The organism is Pseudomonadota bacterium (genome assembly GCA_022361155.1).
Lineage (GTDB): Bacteria > Myxococcota_A > Polyangia > Polyangiales > JAKSBK01 > JAKSBK01.
This window is the reverse complement of the sequence record JAKSBK010000123.1, coordinates 1-23,105: the sequence shown is the minus strand read 5'-3', so window position 1 is coordinate 23,105 and position 23,105 is coordinate 1. Positions and strand designations below refer to the sequence as shown.

Below are 23,105 nucleotides of genomic sequence, written 5' to 3'. Positions count from 1 at the left end.
TGGCCGCCACGCCTCCAGTGAGCACGAGGTGGCGGATGCCGCGTCGCTTGCAGGCCGACAGCGCCTTGGCTACGAGCACATCGACCACGGCGGCTTGAAACGAGGCGCACAGATCCGCGGTGCCCTGTTCGCTCTTGGGCGCGCCCTTGCCAGCCACGTGTTGCGCCACAGCAGTCTTGAGTCCCGAGAAGCTGAATTCGAGGCTGCGCCGCGCATTCATGGGCCGAGGCAGGGCGACCGCAGCAGGATCGCCCTTGGCAGCTAGGCGGTCGATGATCGGGCCACCGGGATAGCCCAGGCCGAGCAGCTTGGCCACCTTGTCGAAGGCCTCCCCAGCGGCATCGTCGCGGGTCTGGCCGAGCTGCTCGATCCGCAGTGGTGTGCGCACCTCATACAACGCCGTGTGGCCGCCGCTGACGAGCAGCGCGACATAGGGCATCGGTGGTGTGGCACGCACCGGAGCAGCCGCTCGGTGCAGGTACACGGACAGCAGGTGGCCGACCAAGTGATTGACACCCACCAAGGGCAGCCCACGCGCCCAAGCGATGGCTTTCGCTGCGCACGCACCAACGAGCAAAGCACCCACCAACCCCGGCCCCTGGGTGACGGCGACCGCGTCAACCCGCCCTAATCCAGCCGGAAGCTCGCCGAGCGCACGTTCGAGCACCGGCACCAGATTGCGCAGGTGGGCGCGCGCGGCAAGCTCGGGGACGACACCGCCGTAGTCAGCATGGACCTGCACCTGGCTGGACACCACGTCGCTCAGCACGAAGCCCCCATCCGTTACAAGTGCGGCTGCGGTCTCGTCGCACGAGGACTCGATCCCCAGGACGATCACCGAGCCTCCAGGCGGAGCGGAAAAACGCCAAACAAGCCGCCCGACGGCGTTACGAGACGCAGCTCGATGCTCGAGTCCTCCATGAGCGACAGGAAGACCATGGGGCTGTGGGCCTTGTCGCTTAGCATCAGAGGGCGATCCAACCCGAAGATGTAGTTGCGGACACGCCCGCCCCCCGGAAACTCGTACCGGCTCAGGGGATCGTGCGCCAAGGGAGTGATGGCAGTCAGGGTCGCCGTGGTTGTTGCCGCGCCGACCAAGAGGGCGAGCTGACCCGGTTGCTGCGTGGCCAACCCCGGATCAAACGAAAGCTCGATTCGGGTGCGCGAAGGCAGGCCACGCCGGATGAAAGAGCAGGTGGGGCCGGCCGTGCACTGCTGGGACGATCCCTGCTCGCCCCCAACCACCGTACCGCGATAGAGCTCGCCAGGACCGGTCCGAAAGCCGTCCAGATCGCTGCAGGCGACGCAAGCCAAAGCCATGGCCATGGCCATGGGATACCGTGTCAGAAGCATGGGTCGCAGCGCAGGATAGCAAAATAGCAGAACGTGGCGGGCCCCGGCCTTCGTACTCGCGGTGTCAGCTTTTTGGGCTACGTTTGCACTGGTTTTGAAGGCTCGACGAAAGCCACTGGCTGAGCTAGGCTGCTCTGGCAGTGGCGATTGTGGACGACGCGGCCACGGCCGTGGCCCTGGCGCTGGGTCACGATTTCCGGCGCTCACGGCTCTTGATTCAAGCCCTGACGCATCGTTCATACACGAACGAGCGACGCGGGGGGCGTGCTGCGGGCGACAACGAGAGCCTCGAGTTCTTGGGGGACGCCGTGTTGGGGTGGGTGGCCTCGACCATGCTCTGGGATCGGTTCGAGGGCGCGACCGCCGGGGAGCTCACCCGCCGCCGGGCGGATCTGGTACGCGAGGAGAGCCTCGCGAGCCTGGCGCGTGACTTGGGGATCGGGTCGGCCCTGCGTTTGGGGCGTGGCGAGGAACGCTCGGGCGGGCGTGACAAGCCCAGGCTCCTCGCCAGCGCCTTCGAAGCGTGCATCGCAGCGATCTACCTCGATGGCGGCCCCGCCTCGGCCAGGCGTACGCTGCAGACCCTGCTGGCCGAGCGAATCGGCGACGGCTCGCCCGGCGCGCGGGACTACAAGACGCGCGTGCAGGAACTGGTTCAGCGCCGCGGCGGACCCACCCCGCGTTACGAGACCATCGAGACGCTCGGGCCCGACCATCAGCGAGAGTTCCGCGTGGCGCTCAGCGTGGGCGCGCGGCGACTGGCCGAGGGCCATGGGCGCTCCAAGCTCGAAGCGGAACAGGGCGCGGCGAGCCAGGCACTGGGACTGCTGGAGGCCGAGCTGCGCCTGCTCCCCGGTGAACCGGAGGCGTAGGCGTGCGATCGTGGGCGTCGCTGGTGAGCCTGCTGCTGTGCACCTGGCCAGCGGATCTGGTCGTTGCCGAAGACGTGGCCAGCATTCCGGTACCCTCGCGAGCCGCCAAGCAGGTGGGACAGCCCACCAAGCACGTGGCGCGCCGCGCCCGCAAGGCACGGCGCGCTCGCAAGGCACGGCCCGCGCGCAAGGTGCGACGGCGGCTCGACCGCAGCTACCGCCGTATGAGAGCGCGCTGGCACCGCCGCGCTCGGGCACGAGAACGGCGAGCCTATCGAAAAGCGCAGCCGCCGCCCCTCGTGCTCGTTCCCTTGCGGGAAAACGAACGCGTGTCGCTGACTCCGCTAGGCAAAGACGGGGGCTTTGCTCCCGACGACGTGCTGCGCGCCTCGCGTGCGTTCGCGTGGCGCGGAGGGGTCACGAGACCCATCAGCCCACGGCTTCTGGATCTTCTCTATCGTGCGATGCGGCGCTTCAAGGTGCCCTACGTCAGGGTCATCAGCGGCTTTCGCCCCGACCGGAGCTCCAGCCGTCATGCCCACGGGCGCGCGGCTGACATCGTCCTGCCGGGCGTGAGCGACCGGCGTCTGGCACGCTACCTGCGCACCTTCGGTTTCGTGGGCGTAGGCCACTATGTAGTCAGCGGCTTCGTTCACCTCGACGTGCGCAGCCGGAGCTACTTCTGGATCGACCGCTCCCTGCCCGGCCGCCCGCAGCGAGGCCGCCCGGTGCTGCGCCAGCTGGCCCGCAAGGCCGACCAACGTGCGCGGCGTCGAGGCGTCAAGCCGGTACTGGATCTGGGTGCGCAAAGCGAGGTGATCGAAGAGATCACGCTCTAGCCCGCATCGGTCACCAACTTCGAGCCGAGCCGCCCGGGGCGGCTGTGATAGCCGCCGATCCGCAGTTGAGGCACCGGCGGCATGGTCGACACCAATGTTGAGGATGCCGAAACGAGGACGCGGCGGCTAGCGCGGGGTGGATCGGGCGTGCGGTTCTGGATCGACGGAGAGGCCGGAGGCTGCTGACCGATGCGGGCTAGACGGGGCTCGCTTGCATTCGCGCCTGCCGTTGGACAGAATGCTCTGCTGGTCGCGGCCTGGATCCGAAAAGGGCCGCGTTGGAGCTGGCGGTCGCTTGGGCGCACGCGCTAAACGAGCAGCAGATCGCGCAACATCAAAAAACAATGCCTTTATTGTACCTGGCTTTGGCGGTTCTGGCCGCTGGCTGCACGCTGGAGAGGGCCCCGGTAGCTTCGACCCTTCAGTCAGGCGTCGCAGCAGGGGGACGCGCAGCGCCGCTTCCCGGCGCAGGGCAATCGGGAGCCGGGAGGCAGACCCCGCCCGGCCACGGCACGGCAGGAACGGGAGCCGGGCAACAGGCACCAATGCCACCCGGCGTGGCAGGTGCCACAGCCGGCGGACAGGGCCCGCCGCCGCTGGGCGGGGCCGGCGGCATGCCCGGGGGGCAGGGCGGCGGCAGCGGGGGGATCGGCGGAGACGCCTCGTCCCCACCGGGTGCGGGCGTAGGGGCTCCCATGCCTCCGGGGCCGGGGCCGGCAGCCTGCGCACCCGGCCCGGCCGGCCGGAGTCCCTGCATGGCAGGCTCCTGCACCTGCCAGGGTCCCAGCTGCTGCGTGAGCTGTTCCCTGGCCACCTGCTCGTGTCCCGCAAGCTCCGCTTGCGATCTGTGGCTTGCGCAGCGAGCGACCCAGGCGCGGTGTAGTGGAGGGGCGTGCCGGGTCAGCGGAAGCGACCAGCTCGAATCCTGGGGGGTCGAGCTGACGTGCAGCAACGGTGCCAGCTGCGACGTGAACTGCCAGGGTGCCCAGATGTGCCTTGTCGTGTGCGAAGCGGGATCCGATTGCTTGGTCGATTGCGCAAACGCCGCCAACTGCGACATCGAGTGCATGGGCAGCCCTCCTGCGATCTCGCCCGACGGCACGTGCCGCTCGTGCCGCAGGCCTGGCACCTGCTTGTGATCGGCCGCCGTCGCGCTATCCACTCGAGCCGTCGCAACGTGGGCAACCGTTCAGGGGGTGACCACGCTTGCACGACGGCTTCCCGACTGCCTGGGGCCTGAACAGTTCTCGGTCATGGAGTCACTCCGTTACGGAGTCGCCGGGTGGGCGGCCCCGCAGTCTGCCAAAGCGCCAGCCACCGGCAACCCGATCCACGCCCGGCAAGCTGGATGCGTGCTGGCACGATGGCGCACGCTTTTCGCGGGGCGTGCTGGTATGGTTGACTTGTGCGCGGCGGGCATCGGAAGCAGCAGGCCGGATCGGGGTCCAACGACGTCCCCGCAGAAGGCGAGCAAGCCGCTGTGCGCAGGGTGGTCGCATGCGCGGCAGATGCACACGCGCGGCTGCGGCGCGCCGCCAAGTGGCTACAGCTGCAGGATCGCGCACGGCCGCTCCTCGTGGTCGCGGCGACCCTGGACGCCGGCAAGGAGATCCTGCGCCAGGTTGTCGCCGATCACGGCGCGACGTTTGGATGGCGCGCCACCACCCTGCCGCACCTGGGCAGCGAGCGGGCCCGGACCCAGCTCGCCGCCCGAGGCCTGTGCCCGATCGGGCGGCTGGCCTGCGAGGCCGTGGTCGCGCGGGTCGTGCACGATCGCATTGCGTCCGGGCGCCTCGGCCGCCACGCCACGGTCGCCCGGACCCCCGGCTTCATCCGTGCGCTGACCAGCACGTTGCTCGAGCTTCGGTCGGAGCATTTCGTGGCTGCCCAGGTCGCCGCTGCCGACGCGGAGCTCGCCCGTCTGCAGTGCGACTACGAGACCGAGCTGGAGCGCGCCAGGCTCGCCGACTGGCCCGCTGTGCTGCGAGCCGCGATGGCTGAAGCGCCGGAGCCGGAGCGATCGGCACCCCTTTTGCTGCTCGATGTTCCGGTCCGCTGGTCTTGCGAGGCGCTGTTCCTTGAGACGGTGGGCAAGCACGCGGCCTGCATCCTTGCCACGGTGCCGAGGGGCGATGAACGCACGTCGAAATACCTGCACGACGCCCTTGGGTTGTCCGAAAGCGACGCGGAGCCGGCCCCGCGGACGTCGGCGCTACAGGAGCTGCGAGAGCACCTTTTCGAGGATCGCAGACCGGGAAGGATCGGCCTGGACAACTCGGTCACGATCCTATCCGCGCCCGGCGAGAATCGGGAATGTGTCGAGATCACCCGCTGCATCCTTCGTCTGTCGGAGCAGGGAACACCCTTTGATCGGATCGCTGTCCTGCTCCGTTCGCCGAACGAGTACCGGCCGCATCTGCAGGAAGCGCTGGCACGAGCGGAGATTCCGGCGTTCTTTGCGCGCGGCGTGGTACGCCCGGATCCGGCCGGGCGCGCATTCCTCGCCCTGCTGCGCTGCGCGCAGCAGGGCATGTCGGCGCGACGCTTTGCCGAGTACCTCTCGCTCGCCCAGGTCCCGGACGCGGATGAGTCCGGGCAACCTCCCCCGCCGGCACCCTCCCACGAGCGTTGGATCGCGCCGGATCAGGAATTGGTTCCTTGGGCGCTGGAGACCGAGCCGGAAGCACGACTGGATGAAGAGCGCGCGGAGTCGATCCGAACAGACGACGAGCCGCGGTCGGTCACGGCAGGCACGCTGCGGGCCCCGCGGCGTTGGGAGCGCTTGATCGTCGACGCCTCGGTGATCGGTGGCATCGATCGCTGGCGCCGGCGCCTCGATGGCCTGGCTCGACAGATGCGGGGGGCGCTGCGGGAGATCGACGACAGCGGTGAGGCCCGACAAGAACAGCTGCGGCGCAACCTCGAGGATCTCGGCGCCCTGCGAGCCTACGCACTGCCCTTGATCGAGGATCTTCAGGGGCTGGCTGCAGACAGGACATGGGAGGGCTGGCTGCGATCGCTCGGGGCGCTGGCGAGTCGTGCCCTGCGGCGGGCGGATCGAGTCCTTTCGGTGCTGTCAGAGCTGGCGCCGATGGGTCCGGTAGGACCCGTCGGTCTCGGTGAAGTGATGCGTGTGCTGGAGCACCAGCTGCTGGACTTGCGTGTCCCGCCCTCCGGGACACGGTACGGCAAGCTGCTCGTCGCGCCCATCGCGGCCGCTCGAGGTCTCGCGTTCGACGTCGTGTTCGTGCCGGGGCTGGCCGAGAAGCTCTTCCCCCGCAAGATCGTGGAGGATCCCCTGCTGCTCGACCGGCGGCGGGCGATCCTCGGTGCTGGCCTTTCGACCAACGAAGACCGGCTGGCCGAAGAGCGACTCGCGCTGCGCGTTGCGGCCGGCACCGCGCGAAAGCGCATCGTGCTGTCGTATCCACGCATCGACCTCGAGCAGGGGCGACCCCGGGTGCCTTCGTTCTACGCGCTGGAGGCGGTGCGCGCAGCCGAGGGCAAGCTCCCGTTGTTCGACGAGTTCGCCGAACGAACGGAGACCGTGACTGCGGCGCGCGTCGGTTGGCCCGCGCCGAACGACCGCAACGATTCGATCGACGAGTCGGAATACGACCTCGCCGTGCTCGAGTCGCTGTTGGATCAGAATCCAGACAAGACGTTGGGGTCGGCCCGCTACCTGCTGAGCAGCAACGCCCACCTGGCCAGGGCCCTGCGTTTTCGGGCCAGGCGCTGGCTGCCGAAGTGGACCGGAGCCGATGGTCTATGGCAGCCGAGCACCGGAGCTACGACGGCATTGGCCTCGCACCGGCTCGAAGCTCGCAGCTTCTCCCCAACGGCGCTCCAGGCGTTTGCGGTGTGCCCGTACCGGTTCTTCCTACACACCGTCCACAGACTGGCGCCCCGGGATGAGCCCGTGGCCATCGAGGAGCTGGATCCCTTGCAGCGCGGATCCCTGGTGCACGACGTGCAGTTCGAGCTGCTCAGCCTGCTCCGGGATGCCGGCATGCTGCCGCTGTCCCGAGCCAACGTCGATGCAGCCCTGGAGCGGCTCGGCCAAGTGCTCGATCGCGTTGCAGCAAAGTACCGCGACGATCTGGCGCCCGCGATCGAGCGCGTCTGGCAGGATGGCGTGGCATCGGTTGCCGCGGACCTGCGCGAGTGGCTCCGGCGCGCCAGCGAGGACGTTTCCAGCTTGCAGCCCTGGCGCTTCGAGCTGTCCTTCGGACTCAAGGAGCCACGAGCCAGAGACCCGGCATCGGTAGAGGCACCCGTCGAGCTGGCGAGCGGACTGCGGTTGCGCGGATCGGTAGACCTCATAGAGCGCGACGCCGCGGGGGTGCTGCGGGTCACCGACCACAAGACCGGCAAGGTCCGCGTCGAGCCGGGCGCGATCATCGACGGCGGCAAGGCCCTGCAGCCGGTCCTGTACGCCTTGGCCGTCGAGAAGCTGTTTCCTGACCTGAGCGTGCGCAGCGGGCGGCTGTACTACTGCACGGTGGCAGGCGGCTTCGTGGAGAGGGAAGTCCGCCTCGACGACAAAGCGCGGGCCGCGGCCCAGACGCTGGCGGACACCGTGGGCACGGCGCTCGAGCAAGGCGCGTTTCCCGCCTTCCCCGAGCCCGGGGCGTGCGAATGGTGCGATTACCGGCGGGTCTGTGGCCCTTACGAGGAGCTTCGGACGCGGCGCAAGCCGCCGGGACCGCTCGAATCCCTCCGGCAATTGCGGGGGCTTCGATGAGCAAGGGCGCTGCGATTGCCGAGGACGAGTTCGTCGATGCCGAAGCTCGGCGCTGCATTCGGGAAGATCTGGACCGCACGCTGTTTGTCGAGGCGGCGGCGGGCACCGGCAAGACCACCGCTCTCGTAGGCAGGATCGTGGCCGTGATCCGCAGCGGCAGAAGCACACTGGACCGGATCGCGGCGGTGACGTTCACCGAGAAGGCCGCAGGCGAAATGAAGCTACGGCTGCGGGCCGAGATCGAGAGCCTGCGAGCCGCGAGCGAGACGACCGAGCAAGAGCGGCAAAGACTCGAGCTGGCGATCGAGCAGCTCGAGCTGGCCCGCATCGGCACCATCCATGCTTTCTGCGCCGATCTGCTGCACGAGCGTCCGATCGAAGCGGGCGTGGACCCGCTGTTCGAGGTTCTTCCCGAAGAGGACGCCGAAGCGCTGATCGACTCGGTGTTCGACGAGTGGTTCGAGAAGGTCTTGACCGACCCGCCGGAAGGGATCCGAAGGGCCCTGCGACGGCGCCCGAAGGGACGCGGCGCTCAAGGACCCCGGATGGCGCTGCGCTCGGCTGTCACCAGGCTCGTGCTTCACCGCGACTTCACGTCGGCTTGGACCAGAGAGCCCTTCGACCGCGACGGAGCCATCGATGCGCTCGTTCGGGAGCTGCGTGAAGTAGGAGACCTGTTTGCGCTCGCCGAGGATCCCGGCGATTGGCTGGCGAAAAACCTTCGCGGCATCAAGCGGTTTATCGAGGAGGTCGACCTGCAGGAGCGTGTCCGGGAGCGGGATTACGACGGCCTCGAAGCCGAGCTCCACCGGCTGGCTGGACGCAAGACAGGCTGGCATTGGCGTGGTTCGCACTACAAGGGCTTTTGCGATGGAGTGCGCCGGGAACAGGTGCTCGAGCGACGCGACCGTGCCAAGGCAGCGCTCGACAGCTTCCTGAACGTGAGCGGCGCCGATCTCGCGGCGTGCCTGCGCGAGGATCTGCGTCCTGTCGTCGCAGCCTACGAGGTCCGCAAGCGACACGAGGGCCCGCTGGACTTCCTCGATCTCTTGATCCGGGCGCGCGATCTGGTGAAGGGAGATCGAGCGCTGCGGGCCGAGCTGCAGGAGAGGTTCACCCACTTCTTCGTAGACGAGTTCCAGGACACCGATCCGCTGCAGGCCGAGATCCTGCTGCTGCTGTCAGCGGATGACCCGGAAGCAAACGACTGGAGGGCTTTGCGTCCTGTCGGCGGCAAGCTGTTTTTCGTCGGAGACCCCAAACAGTCCATCTACCGCTTCCGCCGTGCCGACGTCGCGCTTTACGAGTCGATCAAGCGGCGGCTCGCCGGCATCGGCGCGAGGGTCGTGCAGCTGAGCACGAGCTTCCGGAGCCTGCCCGGCCTGCAGGAGGCGATCAATGGTGCCTTCTCGCATTCGATGCGAGCCCGGGACGACGGCAGCCAGGCCGACTACGTGCCGCTCTGCCGCTACCGTGGCCGTCACGCCGGCCAGCCGTCGCTCGTCGCGCTGCCCGTGCCCAGGCCGTACAGCGACTACGGCAAGATAACCAACTACGCCATCGAGGCGTCGCTGCCGGATGCGACCGGCGCGTTCGTTGACTGGCTGGTCCGCGACTCGGGCTGGACCATCGAGGACAGGGAGGAGCCCGACCGCCGGCTGCCCATTGCTGCTCGCCATATCTGTATCCTGTTCCGGAGATTCCAGTTCTGGGGCAGCGACGTCACGCGACCGTACGTGCAGGCGCTCGAGGCACGCAGGATCCCGCATGTCCTTGTCGGAGGCTCGTCGTTCCACGCCCGCGAGGAAGCGATTGCCTTGCGCAATGCGCTCGCTTCCATCGAGTGGCCGGACGACACGTTGAGCGTGTTCGCAACCCTGCGCGGCCCGCTGTTCGCCTTGACCGACGATCAAATCCTGACCTTTCGTGACCGTGTCGGCTCGCTCCACCCCCTGCACCGCGTCAACCCCGATGATCTGCATGGCCCCGAAAGCGAGGTGGCCGAGGCACTTGCGATCCTGGCGCGGTTGCACGCCGGCCGAAACCGGCGTCCGATCGCCGAGACGGTGCATCGGCTGCTGCACGCGGTGCGGGCGCATGCCGGGATCGCGATCTGGCCTGCGGGCGAGCAGGCGCTGTCGAACTGCCTGCGGGTCAGCGACCGTGCTCGCCGCTTCGAGCGGCGCGGGGCCGCCTCGTTCCGGGCCTTCGTCGAGATGCTGGAGCAGGAGGCGGAACTCGGCAGGGGCGGCGAGGCGCCGGTCGTCGAGCAGGGCACCGAAGGCGTCCGGATCATGACCGTGCACAAGGCCAAGGGTCTCGAGTTCCCGGTCGTCGTGCTCGCGGATCCGACGTGCCGCTCGGTTCGCGACGAGCCTTCGCAGTTCGTTGACGCGGCCCGCGGGCTTTGGGCAGAGGTGCTTTGCGGGGTCGTCCCGCATGACCTGCTGCGAAACAAAACCGCCGAGCTGGAACGTGATCGGGCGGAGTCGGTGCGGGTGGCGTACGTGGCGGCAACCCGCGCGCGCGATCTTCTGGTCGTGCCCGCGCTGGGCGACGAACCGCAGCAAGGCTGGGTGGACGTGCTGAACCCGGTGCTGTACCCGGAGCGGTCCGCCTGGGCGCACGGAAGCCCGGCCGCCGGATGCCCGGAGTTCGGACCGGAGTCGGTCGCGCAACGGCCGGCACGAGCGGGGCAACCCGCCTCGATCGCTCCGGGACTGCATGTCGCGGAGGCGGGAAACCAGGTCGTCTGGTGGGATCCCGCGCTGCTCCGCCTCGATGTCGAGCAGTCGGTAGGCCTGAGCCAGGACAAGCTGCTGCGCGCCGACGAGAGCGGCGAAGCCGCGGCCGGCGGAATGCAAGCCCACGAGCAGTGGCAGCTGCGGCGCCAGCGGTCTCGGAAAGCGGGAGCGCAATGCACCAGGCAGGTGGAGACGGTCACGAGCGTTGCGGCTGCGGCGTCACCCAAACCTGGCGGGGAGATCGCGATCCAGCACGTTGCGGGCGAGCGCGAGGGAAGACCCCGAGGAAAGCGGTTCGGAACGCTGGTGCACGCGGTTCTCTCGCTGATCGATCTCGATGCCGGTGCAGATGCAATCCGCGCGACGGCGCACGCGCACAGCGCGATGCTGGGCACTACACCCGAGGAGCTCGAGGCGGCGGCAAGAGCCGTGGAGCGCGCCCTCGGCCACCCGCTGCTCAGGCGAGCGTCGCAGGCAAGGGACTCGGTCCGCCGCGAGTCACCGGTGATGTTGCCCCTGCCAGGCGATCGGATCGTGGAGGGCGTGCTCGACCTGGCCTTCCGGGAGCAGCTCGAAGCAAGAGGTCAATGGACGATCGTGGACTTCAAGACCGATCACGAGCTCGGCACAAGGCAGCCCGCGTACGAGGAGCAGCTGCGCTTGTACGTCCGGGCTGTCGAGGCAGCCACGGGCGAGTCGGCCCGGGGCGTCTTGCTTGTCGTGTGACGTGAAGCGATTACAGGTCAGTTGAGCCAGCCGAAGTGGCGCGTTTCGGGTGGACCCAACGTGGGATGGCAGGTCTGGACACTGGGTGATCGTGATCGTGCGCGTTTTTCGTGGTCGTGGTCGTGATCGTGATCGTGGTCGTGATCGTGCTCATCGATACGGACGATCTGTCGCTTTGACTCGCCGGTCCCGGCAGCAGACGTGGCACCGAGGATGTGTCTGTCGCTGGCTAGGCTAGGTTGCCTCGTAATCGTGCGCGTTTTTCGTGATCGTGGTCGTGGTCGTGATCGTGGTCGTGCTCGTGCTCATCGATACGGAGGATCTGTCGCTTGGACTCGCCGGTCCCGGCAGGTTGCCTCGTACCGGCCACGACTACGACTACGACCACGATCACGACTACGACCACGATCACGACCACGACCACGACCACGAAAGCGCGCACGACCCACGCCTACGGCCCACGGCCACGGCCACGGCCACGACTACGACCACGGCCATGACCACGACCGTGACTACGACCATGACCACGATCCCCTGCGGCTGCAGCCTCCGGACTCTCGACGTGCTCGGGATTTGGCGTCAGGTCGCTTGGGACGTCTGGCTCGGCGTGACGGGCGCGGGTCGATCGCGGTAGAGATCGCGCATCAGCGCCGCGAGCTGCGGAAAACGCAGAGCTTGGGGACCGTCGCTCAGCGCCTCCTCAGGCCGGGGGTGGAATTCCACCATCACGCCGTGCGCACCCACGGCCTGTGCGGCGCGGGCGAGTGGTGGCACCAGATCGCGCCGGCCTACGGCGTGCGAGGGGTCGATGATGACCGGCAGGTGCGTGCGCTCCTGCAGAATCGGCACCGCGCTCAGGTCGAGGGTGTTGCGCGTCGAGGTCTCGAACGTGCGGATCCCGCGCTCGCAAAGAAACACCTGCTGATTGCCTTGCGACAGGATGTATTCGGCTGCCTGCAGCAGCTCATCGATGGACGCCATCAACCCGCGCTTGAGCATCACCGGACGGTGCACCTGCCCCACGGCGCGCAGCAACGAAAAGTTCTGCATGTTGCGTGCTCCAACCTGCAGGATGTCCGCCTGGCGCGCCACGGCTTCCACCTGATGCGTGTCCATCACCTCGGTCACGATGGGCATGCCGTAGGTCTTGCCTGCCTCCGCCAAGTAATCGAGCCCCTCGAGCCCGAGGCCCTGGAAGCTGTACGGCGAGGTGCGAGGCTTGAAGCAACCTCCCCGGAGAATCGCCACGCCGTGCTCGCGCGCGTGGCGCGCGCAGGTCATGACCTGTTCACGGGTTTCAACGGCGCACGGACCGGCGATTACGACAAAGTCCGGGCCCCCGATTTCGACGCCGGCCGCCGACAGCACCGTGTCCTGCTGCTTGTGCTCGCGGCTCGCGAGCCGGTAGGCGCTCGACTTGCGCTTGGAAGTGGGTTTGTGGGCGGATGTCGGCCCCGGCGGCGTGTCTGCGATCGTGGCGGCGCTGGACACCTCTGCGGTCGCCAATACCGCCGGCTGCAGCGTGGTAGGCGGCAGATCGCTCGAGGCGTAGCTGCCAAGAAAGCGCACGAAACGAGTCACCTTGCTCAGCTCTTCGAGCGCCTGCCCCACGGAGTCGGCGGCTGGATTGCCGTCCAGGTCGAGGTAGAACATCTCCTCCCAGGCGTTGCCCGGAATCGGGCGCGACTCCAGCTTGGCCAGGTTGATGCCGTGCTTGCGGAAGACCAAGAGCGCCTGCACCAGGGAGGCGGGTTTCTGGGCCGTCGAGATCACGAGCGAGGTCTTGCAGGGAAGCTGCTTCGGCACGGGAAGCGGTCTGCGAGCAACGAAAATGAAACGCGTGTAGTTGTCGCGCTGGTCGGCGATGTTTTCGACCAGCACCTCCACCCCGAAGTGTGCCGCAGCCTCCGCCGAGGCGATCGCTGCAGCCCGCTTGTCGCCCGCAATCGCCTGCACCGCATCCGAAGCGCTCGTTGCGTACTGCACCTGGCACCCGGCCAGCGCGTCGACGAAATGCCTGCATTGGGCCAGGGCCTGCGGGTGGGCGTGCAGTAGCCTGAGCTGGGACCTGTCGGCTCCTTGTAGCCCGAGCAAGCAATGGCGGATGGGCATCCTCTCTTCGCCGACGATCGAAAGCCCGTGCTCGAGCAACAGGTCGTAGGCTTCGTTGATGCTGCCGGTGATCGTATTTTCGATCGGAGCCACCCCCTGCTCTGCTTCACCGCGGGCCACCTGCTCGAAGATCCGGCGCAAGCTGTTACAACCCGCATAGGACCAGCCGGTCGTTTGGCGCGAGAAGTGGCGCTCGGCAGCCGCATGACTGTACGAGCCCTGGCTGCCCAGGCCGCACAAACGCAGCGAGGTGCGCTGGGTGCCCGCCTGCTCCGCGCTCAACTGATCGTGCTGAACACGCAGCGAATCCTCGATCACGGCGTGAAACACCCGCGTAACGAAGTGAGCGTCCAGCCCCAAGGCGCGTCCGGCTCGGACGCGGTCGGCCAGCACACGCGCCTCTCGCTCTTGATCCCGGGCAGGTCCGGTGGCCTTGCTCTTGTGCTCGGCGATGCGCCGGCTCAGCTCGCGGCGCTGGGCCAGGCTTTCGAGCAGCGATCCATCCAAGCTGTCGAGCTCGATGCGCAGCGAATCCAAGGCTGCACTCGGATTGGCTTTCGACGAAACAGGGCTCGATTCAGACATCGCGCTCTCTCCTCGGCAGGCGAACCCTTGACGGCAAAAAAAAACCTCCCGCGCGGGAGGTCCTTCCTACTGTCAGCGTTGTGCCCTGCTGTTAGCTGAACCTGAACGGACCTCCCGGCGGGGTGGGGGTAAACAAAAAGGCAACAGAGCCGCCAAGGCCGGTCCGCAACATGGGCGCGCTTATAGCGTGCTCGGTCCTGGGACGCAAGGCGGCTTGCATCGCGGCCCCAACCGTGCCACGGCGCTGGACGTCATGGGCTACGCTTCGCTCGCAGCCTGCGTTCGCGATTTGCAGAGCCACGGTCACTTGCGTCGTGTGGATGTCGAGCTCGACCCCTTTTTGGAGCTGGCTGCCCTTCAGCGCAGCGCCTATCGAGCCGGCGGGCCCGCACTGCTGTTTACCAACGTCAAAGGCTGTCGCTTCCCGCTGGTATGCAACCTCTTTGGCACGTTGGAGCGGGCGCGCTTCATGTTTCGCGACTCGCTGCGCGCGGTGGAGCGCCTGATCGAGCTGCGCGTCGACCCGACCCGGCTTGTACGTCAACCTTGGCGCTACCTCGGTGTGCCCCTGACGGCACTGCGCATGCTGCCGCGGCGCACTGCGCGCGCTCCCGTGCTCAAGCACACGATGCGCGTGAGCGAGCTGCCGCACGTGCAGTCATGGCCGCGGGACGGCGGAGCCTTCATCACGCTGCCCCAGGTCTACAGCGAGCACCCGGAGCGTCCAGGCCTCCATGCCTCCAACCTCGGGATGTACCGGATTCAACTCTCGGGAGGTCACTACCAAGGTGATCGCGAGGTGGGCCTTCACTACCAGATCCACCGCGGCATCGGTGTGCACCACGAAGCAGCCCTGCGACGCGGGCAGACCCTGCCCGTAAACGTGTTCGTGGGTGGACCGCCGGCGATGACGCTCGCGGCCGTCATGCCCTTGCCGGAAGGCATGTCCGAGCTCGGCTTTGCAGGCGCCCTGTCGCGACGCCGCGTCCGCATGGCGCCGGTTGCGGATGGCTTGCCGGTTCACGCCGATGCCGACTTCTGCCTCGTCGGACACGTGGAACCCGGACGCACGCTGCCGGAAGGCCCTTTCGGCGACCACTTGGGCTACTACAGCCTGGCGCACGATTTCCCGGTGCTGACCGTGCAGCGCGTCCATCATCGCGATGACCCCATCTGGCCCTTCACGACGGTGGGGCGGCCCCCTCAAGAGGACACCGTCTTCGGCAAGCTGGTGCATGAGCTTAGCGAGCCCATGATCCCGGCGCTGATTCCCGGAGTCCACGCAGTGCACGCAGTCGACGCAGCAGGGGTGCACCCGCTGTTGCTGGCGTTGGGCAGCGAACGTTACAGCCCCTACGCCGAGCTCGCGCAGCCCCAAGAACTGCTGACGCAAGCCAACGCGATCCTGGGGCAGGGACAGATGTCGCTGGCCAAGTATGTGGTCATCGCGGCCCGCGACGATGCGCTCCCTTCGGGCCTTCACGACATCGGCGCCTTTCTTGACCACGTGCTGTCGCGCTTCCGCGCGGAGCGCGACCTGCACTTTCACACTGAGACCACCATCGACACGCTCGACTATTCCGGAGCGGGCCTGCATCGAGGCTCCAAGCTGGTCATCGCCGCCGTCGGAAAAGCAATTCGCAAGCTGCCGGCGGCACTGCCTTCCGGCCTGCGTCTGCCAGAGGGCTTCTCGGAGCCTCGGGTGGTCATCCCGGGGGTGCTCAGCGTGCGTGCTCCCAGAGCGAGCCAGCCCGGCGGCCACGAGCTTGAACCTGGCCTGAATCGCTTCTGCACGAGCTACCGCGCGAGCGACGCGATCAACGCCTTCCCATGGATCGTGCTGGTGGACGACAGCGACTTCACAGCGCGCAACCTCGATAACTTCCTGTGGGTCACGTTTACGCGTTCCGATCCCGCACGAGACATCTGGGGCATCGAGGCAACCATCCGCCACAAGCATTGGGGCTGTCGCGGCGCGCTCGTGATCGATGCGCGTGTCAAGGAACACCATGCTCCTGCGCTCGAAGAGGACGCGGCCGTAACACAGAAGCTCGAAGGGCTCGCGGTCAAGGGAGGGCCGCTGGAAGGCCTGATGGGTTAGGCCCGCGGCCCTCAGGAGTTCCGCGGCCGGTACGAGCCCACGTCCCGGGCGATCTCCATGACCTGCCTTCGGAGCTCGGACACATCGAAAGGCTTGTCGATTCTTCGATTGTCGATCGTTCCTATGAACGACCGGTCGTCGCCCGGCAATGCACCGCCGGTCATGAACACCATGCGTTGCTCAAGCCCGGGCCATCGCCCCTTGATCATGGCATGCAGTTTGCGCCCACCCATCTGCGGCATGGCCAGATCGCAGAGGATCACGTCAAAGCGGCGATCGTGCTCCAACCGATCGAACGCGGCGATGCCGTCCAGAGCGAGAACCAGCTCGTGTCCGCGCAACGCGCGCTGTAGGCAGCGCAGCACCATGGGCTCGTCATCAATGACCAGCACGCGGGCGGTTCCGGTCCAGTCCCGACCCGGAAACGAGGACGCGACGCCTAGCGCGGGCCCATCGGGCATGCGGTTCTGGCTCGATGGAGCGGCCGGGGACTGGCGACCCATGCGGGCTAGCGCCCGATGGGGTGCGTTGCTGCCGCGGATGGGAACCTCATCTGTCTCACTCGACCGGAGTGGATCGGCATGCAGCAGACTCTGAGACGGGTTTGATTCCATCGTTTCACCTCCCCTACGACCAATGCGTCGCCCGGTTGTTCGTCACGGTTTGTTGGGCGGTATCGCTGCTCAAGTTGACTTGCCGAGCCAGTGTAACATTTCAAGCAGGCTTGTGTGGGGTAAATGGGTATTTTTTGTGGGTAGCCTGGGGAAAAAATTGGATCCAAGATGGTTGGCATCCTAAAGGCCTACTGATTGATCCCAAAAGGTCATTCAATAGCCAATGAGCCCATGGCCCTGGAACACTGATGTCGGTAACGTGCCCACCCGAAATGTAACCGTTCAGGCCCATGGAAGTCGGGTGTTCAGGCGCGAAATCAACCAGCCGTTGGACATGGGCTAGCGGAACGCCGCGCGCAGCAGCAAGCCGAGCGCAAACGTGTGCATGCGGCCGTTGGCGTGCTGAAACCGGTAGCGCGTGCTCAACCAGAGCGCATCGAGGCTGGCTCCGAGCCCCCAAGCCTGGCTGATTCGCCAATGCTTACCGAGCACGAAATGCACACCTGCACCAACGTCGCTGTTCTGGTCCAAGTGAGGCAAGTCCAAGCGACCCGCTCGGATCCTGCCTGCGGCGAGGCCCAGCCGGGCGAGCCCCAACGACCCCGCAACCACGACATCCTGCGTCCGAAACCGGTAGCTGGCGCCCAAACCGAAGCAAACCAGGCTCAGGGCCGCATCCTCGTACAGCAGCTCCCCGTCCACGTGGTAGTCGCTGCCCGGGACATGGATGAACACCAGGTCCATCTGTAGCGATAGTGCCTTGGTCAGGGCTGCGCCCAGCGACGCATTGATACCGAGCCCGCTTCCCGAAGCGTCCAGACTGGCGCCTCCGGCGCGCTCTCGGGACCAGGCAAGCACGGGACCCACCGCCGTCCGAAACTGCACCTTTCGCTGGCGTTTTCGGTGGGCCGCGTCGCTGCCTTGCACCTCGCCCAGTTGCTCCGCGCGCGCTCCGGCGTGCCACACGAGCGGTATCAGCACCAGCACTGCGCAGGCCCATCGCAGCGGCCGACCGCGCTCGTCCATGGACGCAGTTTGACACGCGGGTGTCGGGCTGTCCTGACCGGACGGTTTTGACTATCTCCTCGAAATAGCGCTTCACTGCATCGACATTGAACCGCAGCCTGCGTCGATTCGCCGGCCCGAGCGACCCCAATCGCTCGCAGACTCTTGTACGAAATCGGGGACGCAGGACACTAGCAAGACCGCCGCCTCGGCAGGTCGCGACGACGACGGCGATCGAGGATACTCTGAAGAGGATCCCGGCGGCACGCCGCGCTCTGAAGCCGCACGGAGCTCGGTGTGGGATGGTGCCAGCGTTCGGGCCCTCCGAGCGCGAGGATGAGGAATCGTGAAGAAACTCAAGAAACTCAGAAAACCCAGGACGTTCCGGTTTGGCCATCTGTTTGGCCGCGACCTGCTGACCAGACTGCTCAAGAACTTCGTCAAGGGCTGCCTGGTCGTGGCTCCGGTCGCCTTCACGCTTTGGGTGGTCTTCACGTTGTTTTCGTTCGTGGACAACCTGATGCTCGAGTTCGAGGTGCCGGGCCTGGGGGCGGCGGTCACGCTTACCGTGATCACGATCGTCGGTGCGCTGGCGTCCAATGTGGCTGCAAGGCGTTTCTTCGAGTCGGCCGAGGAACTGCTGACCAAGTTCCCCCCGCTCAAGCTGCTCTACAGCTCGCTAAGAGACTTCATCGGAGCGTTGGTCGGGGATCAGGAGCGGAGCTTTGACCGGCCCGTGGCCGCCACCCTTACCCCTGACGGCGGCGCCAAGATCATGGGGTTCGTGACCCGCGAGGACCTGGACACCCTGGGTCTGGGCGGCCACGTAGCAGTCTACGTCCCGCAATCCTACAATTTCGCGGGGAATCTCTTGTTGTTCCCACGCGAACAGGTACAGGCGCTCGATATCGACAAGACCAAGGCCATGGCGTTCATCGTTTCAGGCGGGGTGGTTTCTACCCACGGCGATCGGCGCTCCACCACGGAGATCGCTCGAACCCGCGCGAGTTAGAGGGCCCGGCGCCCCTGCCGTCTTAGCGTACTGCCGTCTTAGCGTAGTGTCCCCTTAGCGTACACAAGGCATCCGAGACATAACCCATGTGGCGAAAAGCGCTTGCATTCGCCAGCTGTTCAGCTATCACATCCGCGCGGGGCAAGGCGAGTGCCGGCACAAACGCAAGACCGCCCAAGTCGGCTGCTGGGTGCCTGCGGCGTACGCTAAGGCTGCACTACAGGCAAGGAAGGAGTCGCAGCATGCGACCGGGGGTGAATGCAACGCTGGTGAACACGAGCCGTGAGGTGGCGCTCGGGATGCGACAGGACTCGAACGCTTCCTCGGGCGTACGGCAAATCGCACAGGTTGATGACGAGTTGAGCGGGCGGACCCTGGGAGCCTACGAAATCATGGGTCGACTGGCATCCGGCGGCATGGCGAGCGTGTATCTGGGGCGCCGGCGAGGGGCGAGGGGGTTCGAGCGTCTGTTTGCGGTCAAGGTCTTGCATCGGCACCTCGAACGCCATCCGGACGCAGTGCGCTGGTTCTTGAACGAAGCCCGTGTCGCCGCGCAGATCCGCCACCCCAACGTGGTGTCGGCCGTCGACGTCAGCGACCGATCCCAGGCCGGCTGCTACATGGTGATGGACTACGTCCCCGGCGATCACCTCTTTAACCTGCTTCGGGCCGCGGGGCGACGCGGCCGGCGTATTCGGGTCTCGGACGCGCTGAGAGTCATCTCCGATGTGCTAGCGGGACTCGCCGCCGCACACCGCGTACAGGACGAATTCGGGCGGCCGTTCGGGCTCGTACACCGCGATCTGTCCCCCCACAACGTCATGCTGGGGGAAGACGGTATCGCGCGGATTACCGACTTCGGCGTCGCCCAGATCTCCGGCCCCGCAGCCGCGGTTCGCGTGCGGTTGGTAGCCCGCCGGCAGCCGACGGCCGGCAAGCTCGCGTACATGTCCCCCGAGCAAGCGCTGGGCTCGCGTCTCGACCAGCGTTCCGATCTGTTCACCGTCGGCATCCTGCTGTGGGAGAGCCTGGTCGGCAAACGCCTGTTCGCGGCCAGGGATCGACGGTCGGTCGTCCGCCGGCTGTGCCGGTCGGCCGTGCCTGCGCCGTCGCGTTTCTATCCCGAGCTGGCGCCCTACGATGCGTTGACCCTACGGGCCTTGTCTCGTTCCCCCGCGATGCGGTTCCAGAACGCCGACGATTTCGCACAAGCGCTCGAGCTGGTAGCCGAGCAGGGAGCGGGCTTGGCGTCACAGCGTGTGCTCGGCAGGCTCGTGCGCGGGCTGGCTGCAGAGAAACTCGACTCGGAGCGCGCCTTGCTCCGGTACGGCTCGCAACGCTCGGACGCGGGCACCGGCCTGAGACGGCGTCGCGACCGAAGCCAACCAACGGCGCCAAGGCAGGACCAGGCCCTCGTGCTGCCGCCACCGCCCCCCCGCGGCGCCTTCTCGGCCTAGGGCCCGCGGAAGAATAACTCGGGTGTTTCGGTGAGGACTGGGCGGTGGTCAGAACCGGCGAAATGGATGAGTTGTTCCTCCGCGGGCCCTTAGTAGCTTGGCTACATGCTGGTGCAAGAGTAGGGGAGGTTCTTCAACGATTCCGGGGGCCGCTCGCCTCGTGGGACCGTTTCGACAGCACGTGCGCCCGCCGCTGCCGAAGGTCGCGGCTACGCCTTCGAGGCCGGGGCGGCCATGCGCGATTGGGCCTTCGCCAACACACGGCTTCGCGCGCTTGCGAGCTACATCGACCCGGCCAACCAGCGAGCGATCGCGCTGGCCGAACGGCTCGGCGGGCAACCGGTTGAAGGACCGCCCGGCGTCGTCACGTACCGCTACTGCGCCCGGATGGCTGAAGCCTCGCCGAAGCGGCCCGGAACCGAGCCCCACGGCTGACTATCGCGTGTAGCGGTGGTGATCCGGCAAGACCGTCGGAAGCGCTAGCCGCCCCTGCCACGAAACTGTTTCTCGTCCGAAACTTGGGAATGGAGAAAAACGCGCTACAAGGGGGAGGTGCGAGGTCATGCACGGCGGGTTGCTTGCTGGATGAGGGCGCTATGAAGACTCCTCGGCTCAGGGCCTTGCGGCCCAACGGAAGCGCGAACCAAGCTTGGCTGCGTCAACAGGGCGTGCGACGCTACGATCCACGCACGCGTGCTCTGTGGTGCCGTTGTCAGGGCGGCAGCCTCGACGCCGAGACGATCACCGAGCTGCGCACCTTTCTCGTGCGGCGAGGCGAGTACGCCGCGGTGTCGCGCCTGTTGAGCGACTGGGCGCACCGCGCGAGGGATCGAAACGCGGCTGCGGAAGCCTACATGCAGGCAGCCGACGCGGCCCAGCGGGCTGGCGCAGTGCGCGAAGCCGAGGCCCTCTACGAACAGGCGCTACAAGCACGCCCGACGCACAGAAGAGCGGCCACGCGATTGCTTGATGCCATGCAACAACGGGGCAGCGACAGTGCGCAACTGCGCTTGCTCGACCACCTGATACGCTGTTGGAACGAGACCGACATCGTGGATTCCGTACATCTTGCGGAGCTGCATTTCCGCCTCGGACGGATCCTCGAGCTGCGAAGCCCCATGCCGAGTGCAGCAGCGGACCACTACCGCCGGGCGCTGCAGCTCGATCCAGGCTCGACCGGGGCTGCAGCTGCCGCGCGAGCGCTCTTCGAGCGCGCCGGCAACTTGCAGGCCGCTGCGGCAGTGATCGAGCTGCAGCTCGACGTAACGCGCAACGCGGACAGACGTTGCGAGCTTCTGTGGGAGCTGGCGCTGGTACGGGGTGAGCGCATGGGCGATCTGGATGGGGCCATAGCCGCTCTTCGCCGGGCACTGGCGCTGGCGCCGGAGGACCCGAAGCTCCTGGGCCGCCTGGCCGCCTGTTTGCACGAACGCGTGGAGTGTGGTGCCTCGACCGACCCGTGCCAGGATCTGGACCGCGCGAACCAGTGCCTCTCCAAGATGCCCGGGCCTGCCGGATGTCGTAAGTCGATTCGCGCGGGCGGAACTGTGTGCGACGGCAGCCAAACACGTCGTGACGCCCTTTTTGGCTTTCGCGAAACGCGGGCGCTGACCCAGGGCCGGCAGCGCCCGGAGGCACGCCTCAATTCTGGACTCGCATGGGTGCACACGCGAAGCATCCCGAGCGGCGCGTCGAACGCCACGAGCCCGATCGGCAACAAGATCCCGCGTAGCAGCCGTTATGGAGTCGAATCGCCGCCGGCGACCCCGCCGGTCTGCTGACTCACGGCAGCGGGACCGGATGCCGGCCGGCGCAGGAAGCCATCCAGCCACTTGGCCAACCTCCGGTTGCCCTCGACGCTGTAGTGGCCATCGCCGGCGAGGTAGCAGTCCTTGCAACCGGCGAACTCGGAATGGGTAGTGTCGCAGACGAGCCGGTGCTCGGCGCAAAGCCCTCGCACCATATCCACCAGCTTGTCGTTGACGGCATCCAGTCCAGGCACCGCATCCCTCGCATCAAGGTAGACCAGGCGCAGCTCGACCCTACGCTCAAGTAAAAAGCGTGTGAGATTGCCAATCACCACGCGGTAGTAGCTGTGGACCGCTGCGAAGACGTCCGGCCGCATGACCGCGTGCACCCAGTACGGAACCGGTGCCGGAGCACCTTGGTCGCCCGCGGGGAAGATCTCGATCGGCGGCATTCCCGGACCCTTGAGCGCGCTGTACAGGCGCCGCGTGTAGATACGCATGGTCCAGTCCGATCTCCACGGGTTGCGGCCCCGGCTACGCATGCGCTCCCACATCGCCTGGTAATCGAATGTGTGGAGCTCGGGCATCTGGTACAGCGCGGGCCCGGGACGAAAATAGAAGGTCTCGTGGGGATCGTTTACGAACACAAACAAGATGACCTGCTTGGGCTTGAACCGATCGACGAAGAGCCGCAGCGATATGTAGCTGTGATAGAGCGTATCGACTTCGCGTGACATGTTGTAAGCCGGATGGCCGTAGCGAGTGCGGAGCAGAGCACCCGCGGTCTGCTCGTACTCGACCCCGCGCCCGTAGATCATGGAGTCGCCCACCAGCAGTATGTCCTTGGGCGTATCCGGCGCGTTCCGGAAGCCCCACTCGTCGGTCTTGTGACCCCAGGTGTAGCCGTTGCAGAAGAGCTCCGTCTCGTGGTTTGGCACCATGAAGCGTAGGAAAGGCGCCTCGTCCGGAAAGTAGATTCCATCTGGAGCCAGATCGTTGAACCGATCGAGCACCGCATTCGCGATGTTCGGAGGCAAGTAGCGCGCTCCTACCCGAAGCGAGACCTCGAGCAAACCAAAGGCCATCACGACAGCGAAGAGAACCGTCAGCAGGAACAGACCAATCCGGCGTCCTGTTGTGCGGGCGCGACTGGACCCATGTGCCGGCTCTGCCATACGTTCGGACATTAGTAC

17 protein-coding genes are annotated in these 23,105 nt (G+C 66.8%); 10 read left to right on the top strand and 7 right to left on the bottom strand.

Going from position 1 to position 23,105, the window contains the following annotated elements; genetic code table 11:
- A partial coding sequence (gene tsaD / locus MJD61_04305; GenBank protein MCG8554498.1) for a tRNA (adenosine(37)-N6)-threonylcarbamoyltransferase complex transferase subunit TsaD occupies positions 1–838 on the bottom strand: 838 nt, incomplete at its 3' end.
- On the bottom strand, positions 835–1,353 hold the full coding sequence (locus tag MJD61_04300) for a hypothetical protein (protein ID MCG8554497.1): 519 nt from the start codon (positions 1,351–1,353) through the stop codon (positions 835–837). The genes MJD61_04300 and tsaD, both read right to left, overlap by 4 nt.
- A 140-nt stretch (positions 1,354–1,493) precedes the next feature.
- Here MJD61_04300 and rnc point away from each other — a divergent pair, with 140 nt between their 5' ends.
- The gene (gene rnc, locus MJD61_04295) at positions 1,494–2,225 is read left to right on the top strand and encodes a ribonuclease III (protein ID MCG8554496.1); all 732 of its coding nucleotides are present in this window, start codon (positions 1,494–1,496) and stop codon (positions 2,223–2,225) included.
- 2 nt (positions 2,226–2,227) lie between these two features.
- Positions 2,228–3,064, top strand: coding sequence for a DUF882 domain-containing protein (locus MJD61_04290; GenBank protein MCG8554495.1), 837 nt, complete (start codon positions 2,228–2,230; stop codon positions 3,062–3,064).
- Positions 3,065–3,485: 421 nt separating this feature from the next.
- On the opposite strand, the gene MJD61_04285 is transcribed toward MJD61_04290, so the two are convergent.
- Positions 3,486–4,226 (bottom strand): hypothetical protein, encoded by a 741-nt coding sequence (locus MJD61_04285; GenBank protein ID MCG8554494.1) that lies wholly within the window; start codon positions 4,224–4,226, stop codon positions 3,486–3,488.
- Between the two features lie 243 nt (positions 4,227–4,469).
- Here MJD61_04285 and MJD61_04280 point away from each other — a divergent pair, with 243 nt between their 5' ends.
- From MJD61_04280 to MJD61_04270, 3 genes are all read left to right on the top strand, one after another.
- On the top strand, positions 4,470–7,808 hold the full coding sequence (locus MJD61_04280; protein ID MCG8554493.1) for a PD-(D/E)XK nuclease family protein: 3,339 nt from the start codon (positions 4,470–4,472) through the stop codon (positions 7,806–7,808).
- Positions 7,805–11,278: a UvrD-helicase domain-containing protein gene (locus MJD61_04275; protein MCG8554492.1), complete on the top strand. Its 3,474-nt coding sequence runs from the start codon at positions 7,805–7,807 to the stop codon at positions 11,276–11,278. Before MJD61_04280 ends, MJD61_04275 begins: the two co-directional genes overlap by 4 nt.
- Before the next feature lie 265 nt (positions 11,279–11,543).
- On the top strand, positions 11,544–11,912 hold the full coding sequence (locus tag MJD61_04270; protein ID MCG8554491.1) for a hypothetical protein: 369 nt from the start codon (positions 11,544–11,546) through the stop codon (positions 11,910–11,912).
- On the opposite strand, the gene MJD61_04265 is transcribed toward MJD61_04270, so the two are convergent.
- Positions 11,858–13,975, bottom strand: a complete 2,118-nt coding sequence (locus MJD61_04265; protein ID MCG8554490.1) for a bifunctional 3-deoxy-7-phosphoheptulonate synthase/chorismate mutase — start codon at positions 13,973–13,975, stop codon at positions 11,858–11,860. The genes MJD61_04270 and MJD61_04265 overlap by 55 nt on opposite strands.
- Positions 13,976–14,228: 253 nt before the next feature.
- On the opposite strand from MJD61_04265, the gene MJD61_04260 reads away from it, so the two are divergent.
- A complete protein-coding gene (locus tag MJD61_04260) occupies positions 14,229–16,076 on the top strand; it encodes a UbiD family decarboxylase (protein MCG8554489.1) in 1,848 nt (615 codons plus the stop codon).
- Between the two features lie 11 nt (positions 16,077–16,087).
- Here the strand turns inward: MJD61_04260 and MJD61_04255 are convergent, their stop codons facing one another.
- Both MJD61_04255 and MJD61_04250 read right to left on the bottom strand, forming a co-directional pair.
- Entirely contained in the window at positions 16,088–16,690 is a 603-nt protein-coding gene (locus tag MJD61_04255; GenBank protein MCG8554488.1) for a response regulator, read from the bottom strand.
- Between the two features lie 339 nt (positions 16,691–17,029).
- Entirely contained in the window at positions 17,030–17,716 is a 687-nt protein-coding gene (locus tag MJD61_04250) for a hypothetical protein (GenBank protein MCG8554487.1), read from the bottom strand.
- Between the two features lie 325 nt (positions 17,717–18,041).
- On the opposite strand from MJD61_04250, the gene MJD61_04245 reads away from it, so the two are divergent.
- The 4 genes from MJD61_04245 (at position 18,042) to MJD61_04230 (ending at position 21,945) form a co-directional block, all read left to right on the top strand.
- Complete coding sequence (locus MJD61_04245; GenBank protein MCG8554486.1) at positions 18,042–18,707, top strand: DUF502 domain-containing protein; 666 nt, start codon at positions 18,042–18,044, stop codon at positions 18,705–18,707.
- A 242-nt stretch (positions 18,708–18,949) separates the two neighbouring features.
- Positions 18,950–20,164 carry a serine/threonine protein kinase gene (locus MJD61_04240; GenBank protein MCG8554485.1) on the top strand — a complete coding sequence of 405 codons (1,215 nt, stop codon included), beginning with the start codon at positions 18,950–18,952 and terminating at the stop codon, positions 20,162–20,164.
- A 234-nt stretch (positions 20,165–20,398) separates the two neighbouring features.
- Positions 20,399–20,599, top strand: coding sequence for a GNAT family N-acetyltransferase (locus tag MJD61_04235; GenBank protein MCG8554484.1), 201 nt, complete (start codon positions 20,399–20,401; stop codon positions 20,597–20,599).
- Positions 20,600–20,760: 161 nt separating this feature from the next.
- A complete protein-coding gene (locus tag MJD61_04230) occupies positions 20,761–21,945 on the top strand; it encodes a tetratricopeptide repeat protein (GenBank protein ID MCG8554483.1) in 1,185 nt (394 codons plus the stop codon).
- On the opposite strand, the gene MJD61_04225 is transcribed toward MJD61_04230, so the two are convergent.
- The coding region (locus tag MJD61_04225) for a hypothetical protein (protein MCG8554482.1) at positions 21,903–23,105 on the bottom strand (1,203 nt) is incomplete at its 5' end. The genes MJD61_04230 and MJD61_04225 overlap by 43 nt on opposite strands.

Coding starts and splice junctions, on each gene's coding strand:
- MJD61_04275 (MCG8554492.1), top strand. CDS start 7,805: ATGAGCAAGGGCGCTGCGATTGCCGAGGACGAGTTCGTCGATGCCGAA.
- MJD61_04250 (MCG8554487.1), bottom strand. CDS start 17,716: ATGGACGAGCGCGGTCGGCCGCTGCGATGGGCCTGCGCAGTGCTGGTG.
- MJD61_04235 (MCG8554484.1), top strand. CDS start 20,399: ATGCGCGATTGGGCCTTCGCCAACACACGGCTTCGCGCGCTTGCGAGC.
- MJD61_04260 (MCG8554489.1), top strand. CDS start 14,229: ATGGGCTACGCTTCGCTCGCAGCCTGCGTTCGCGATTTGCAGAGCCAC.
- MJD61_04230 (MCG8554483.1), top strand. CDS start 20,761: ATGAAGACTCCTCGGCTCAGGGCCTTGCGGCCCAACGGAAGCGCGAAC.
- MJD61_04255 (MCG8554488.1), bottom strand. CDS start 16,690: ATGGAATCAAACCCGTCTCAGAGTCTGCTGCATGCCGATCCACTCCGG.
- MJD61_04265 (MCG8554490.1), bottom strand. CDS start 13,975: ATGTCTGAATCGAGCCCTGTTTCGTCGAAAGCCAATCCGAGTGCAGCC.
- MJD61_04300 (MCG8554497.1), bottom strand. CDS start 1,353: ATGCTTCTGACACGGTATCCCATGGCCATGGCCATGGCTTTGGCTTGC.
- MJD61_04240 (MCG8554485.1), top strand. CDS start 18,950: ATGCGACCGGGGGTGAATGCAACGCTGGTGAACACGAGCCGTGAGGTG.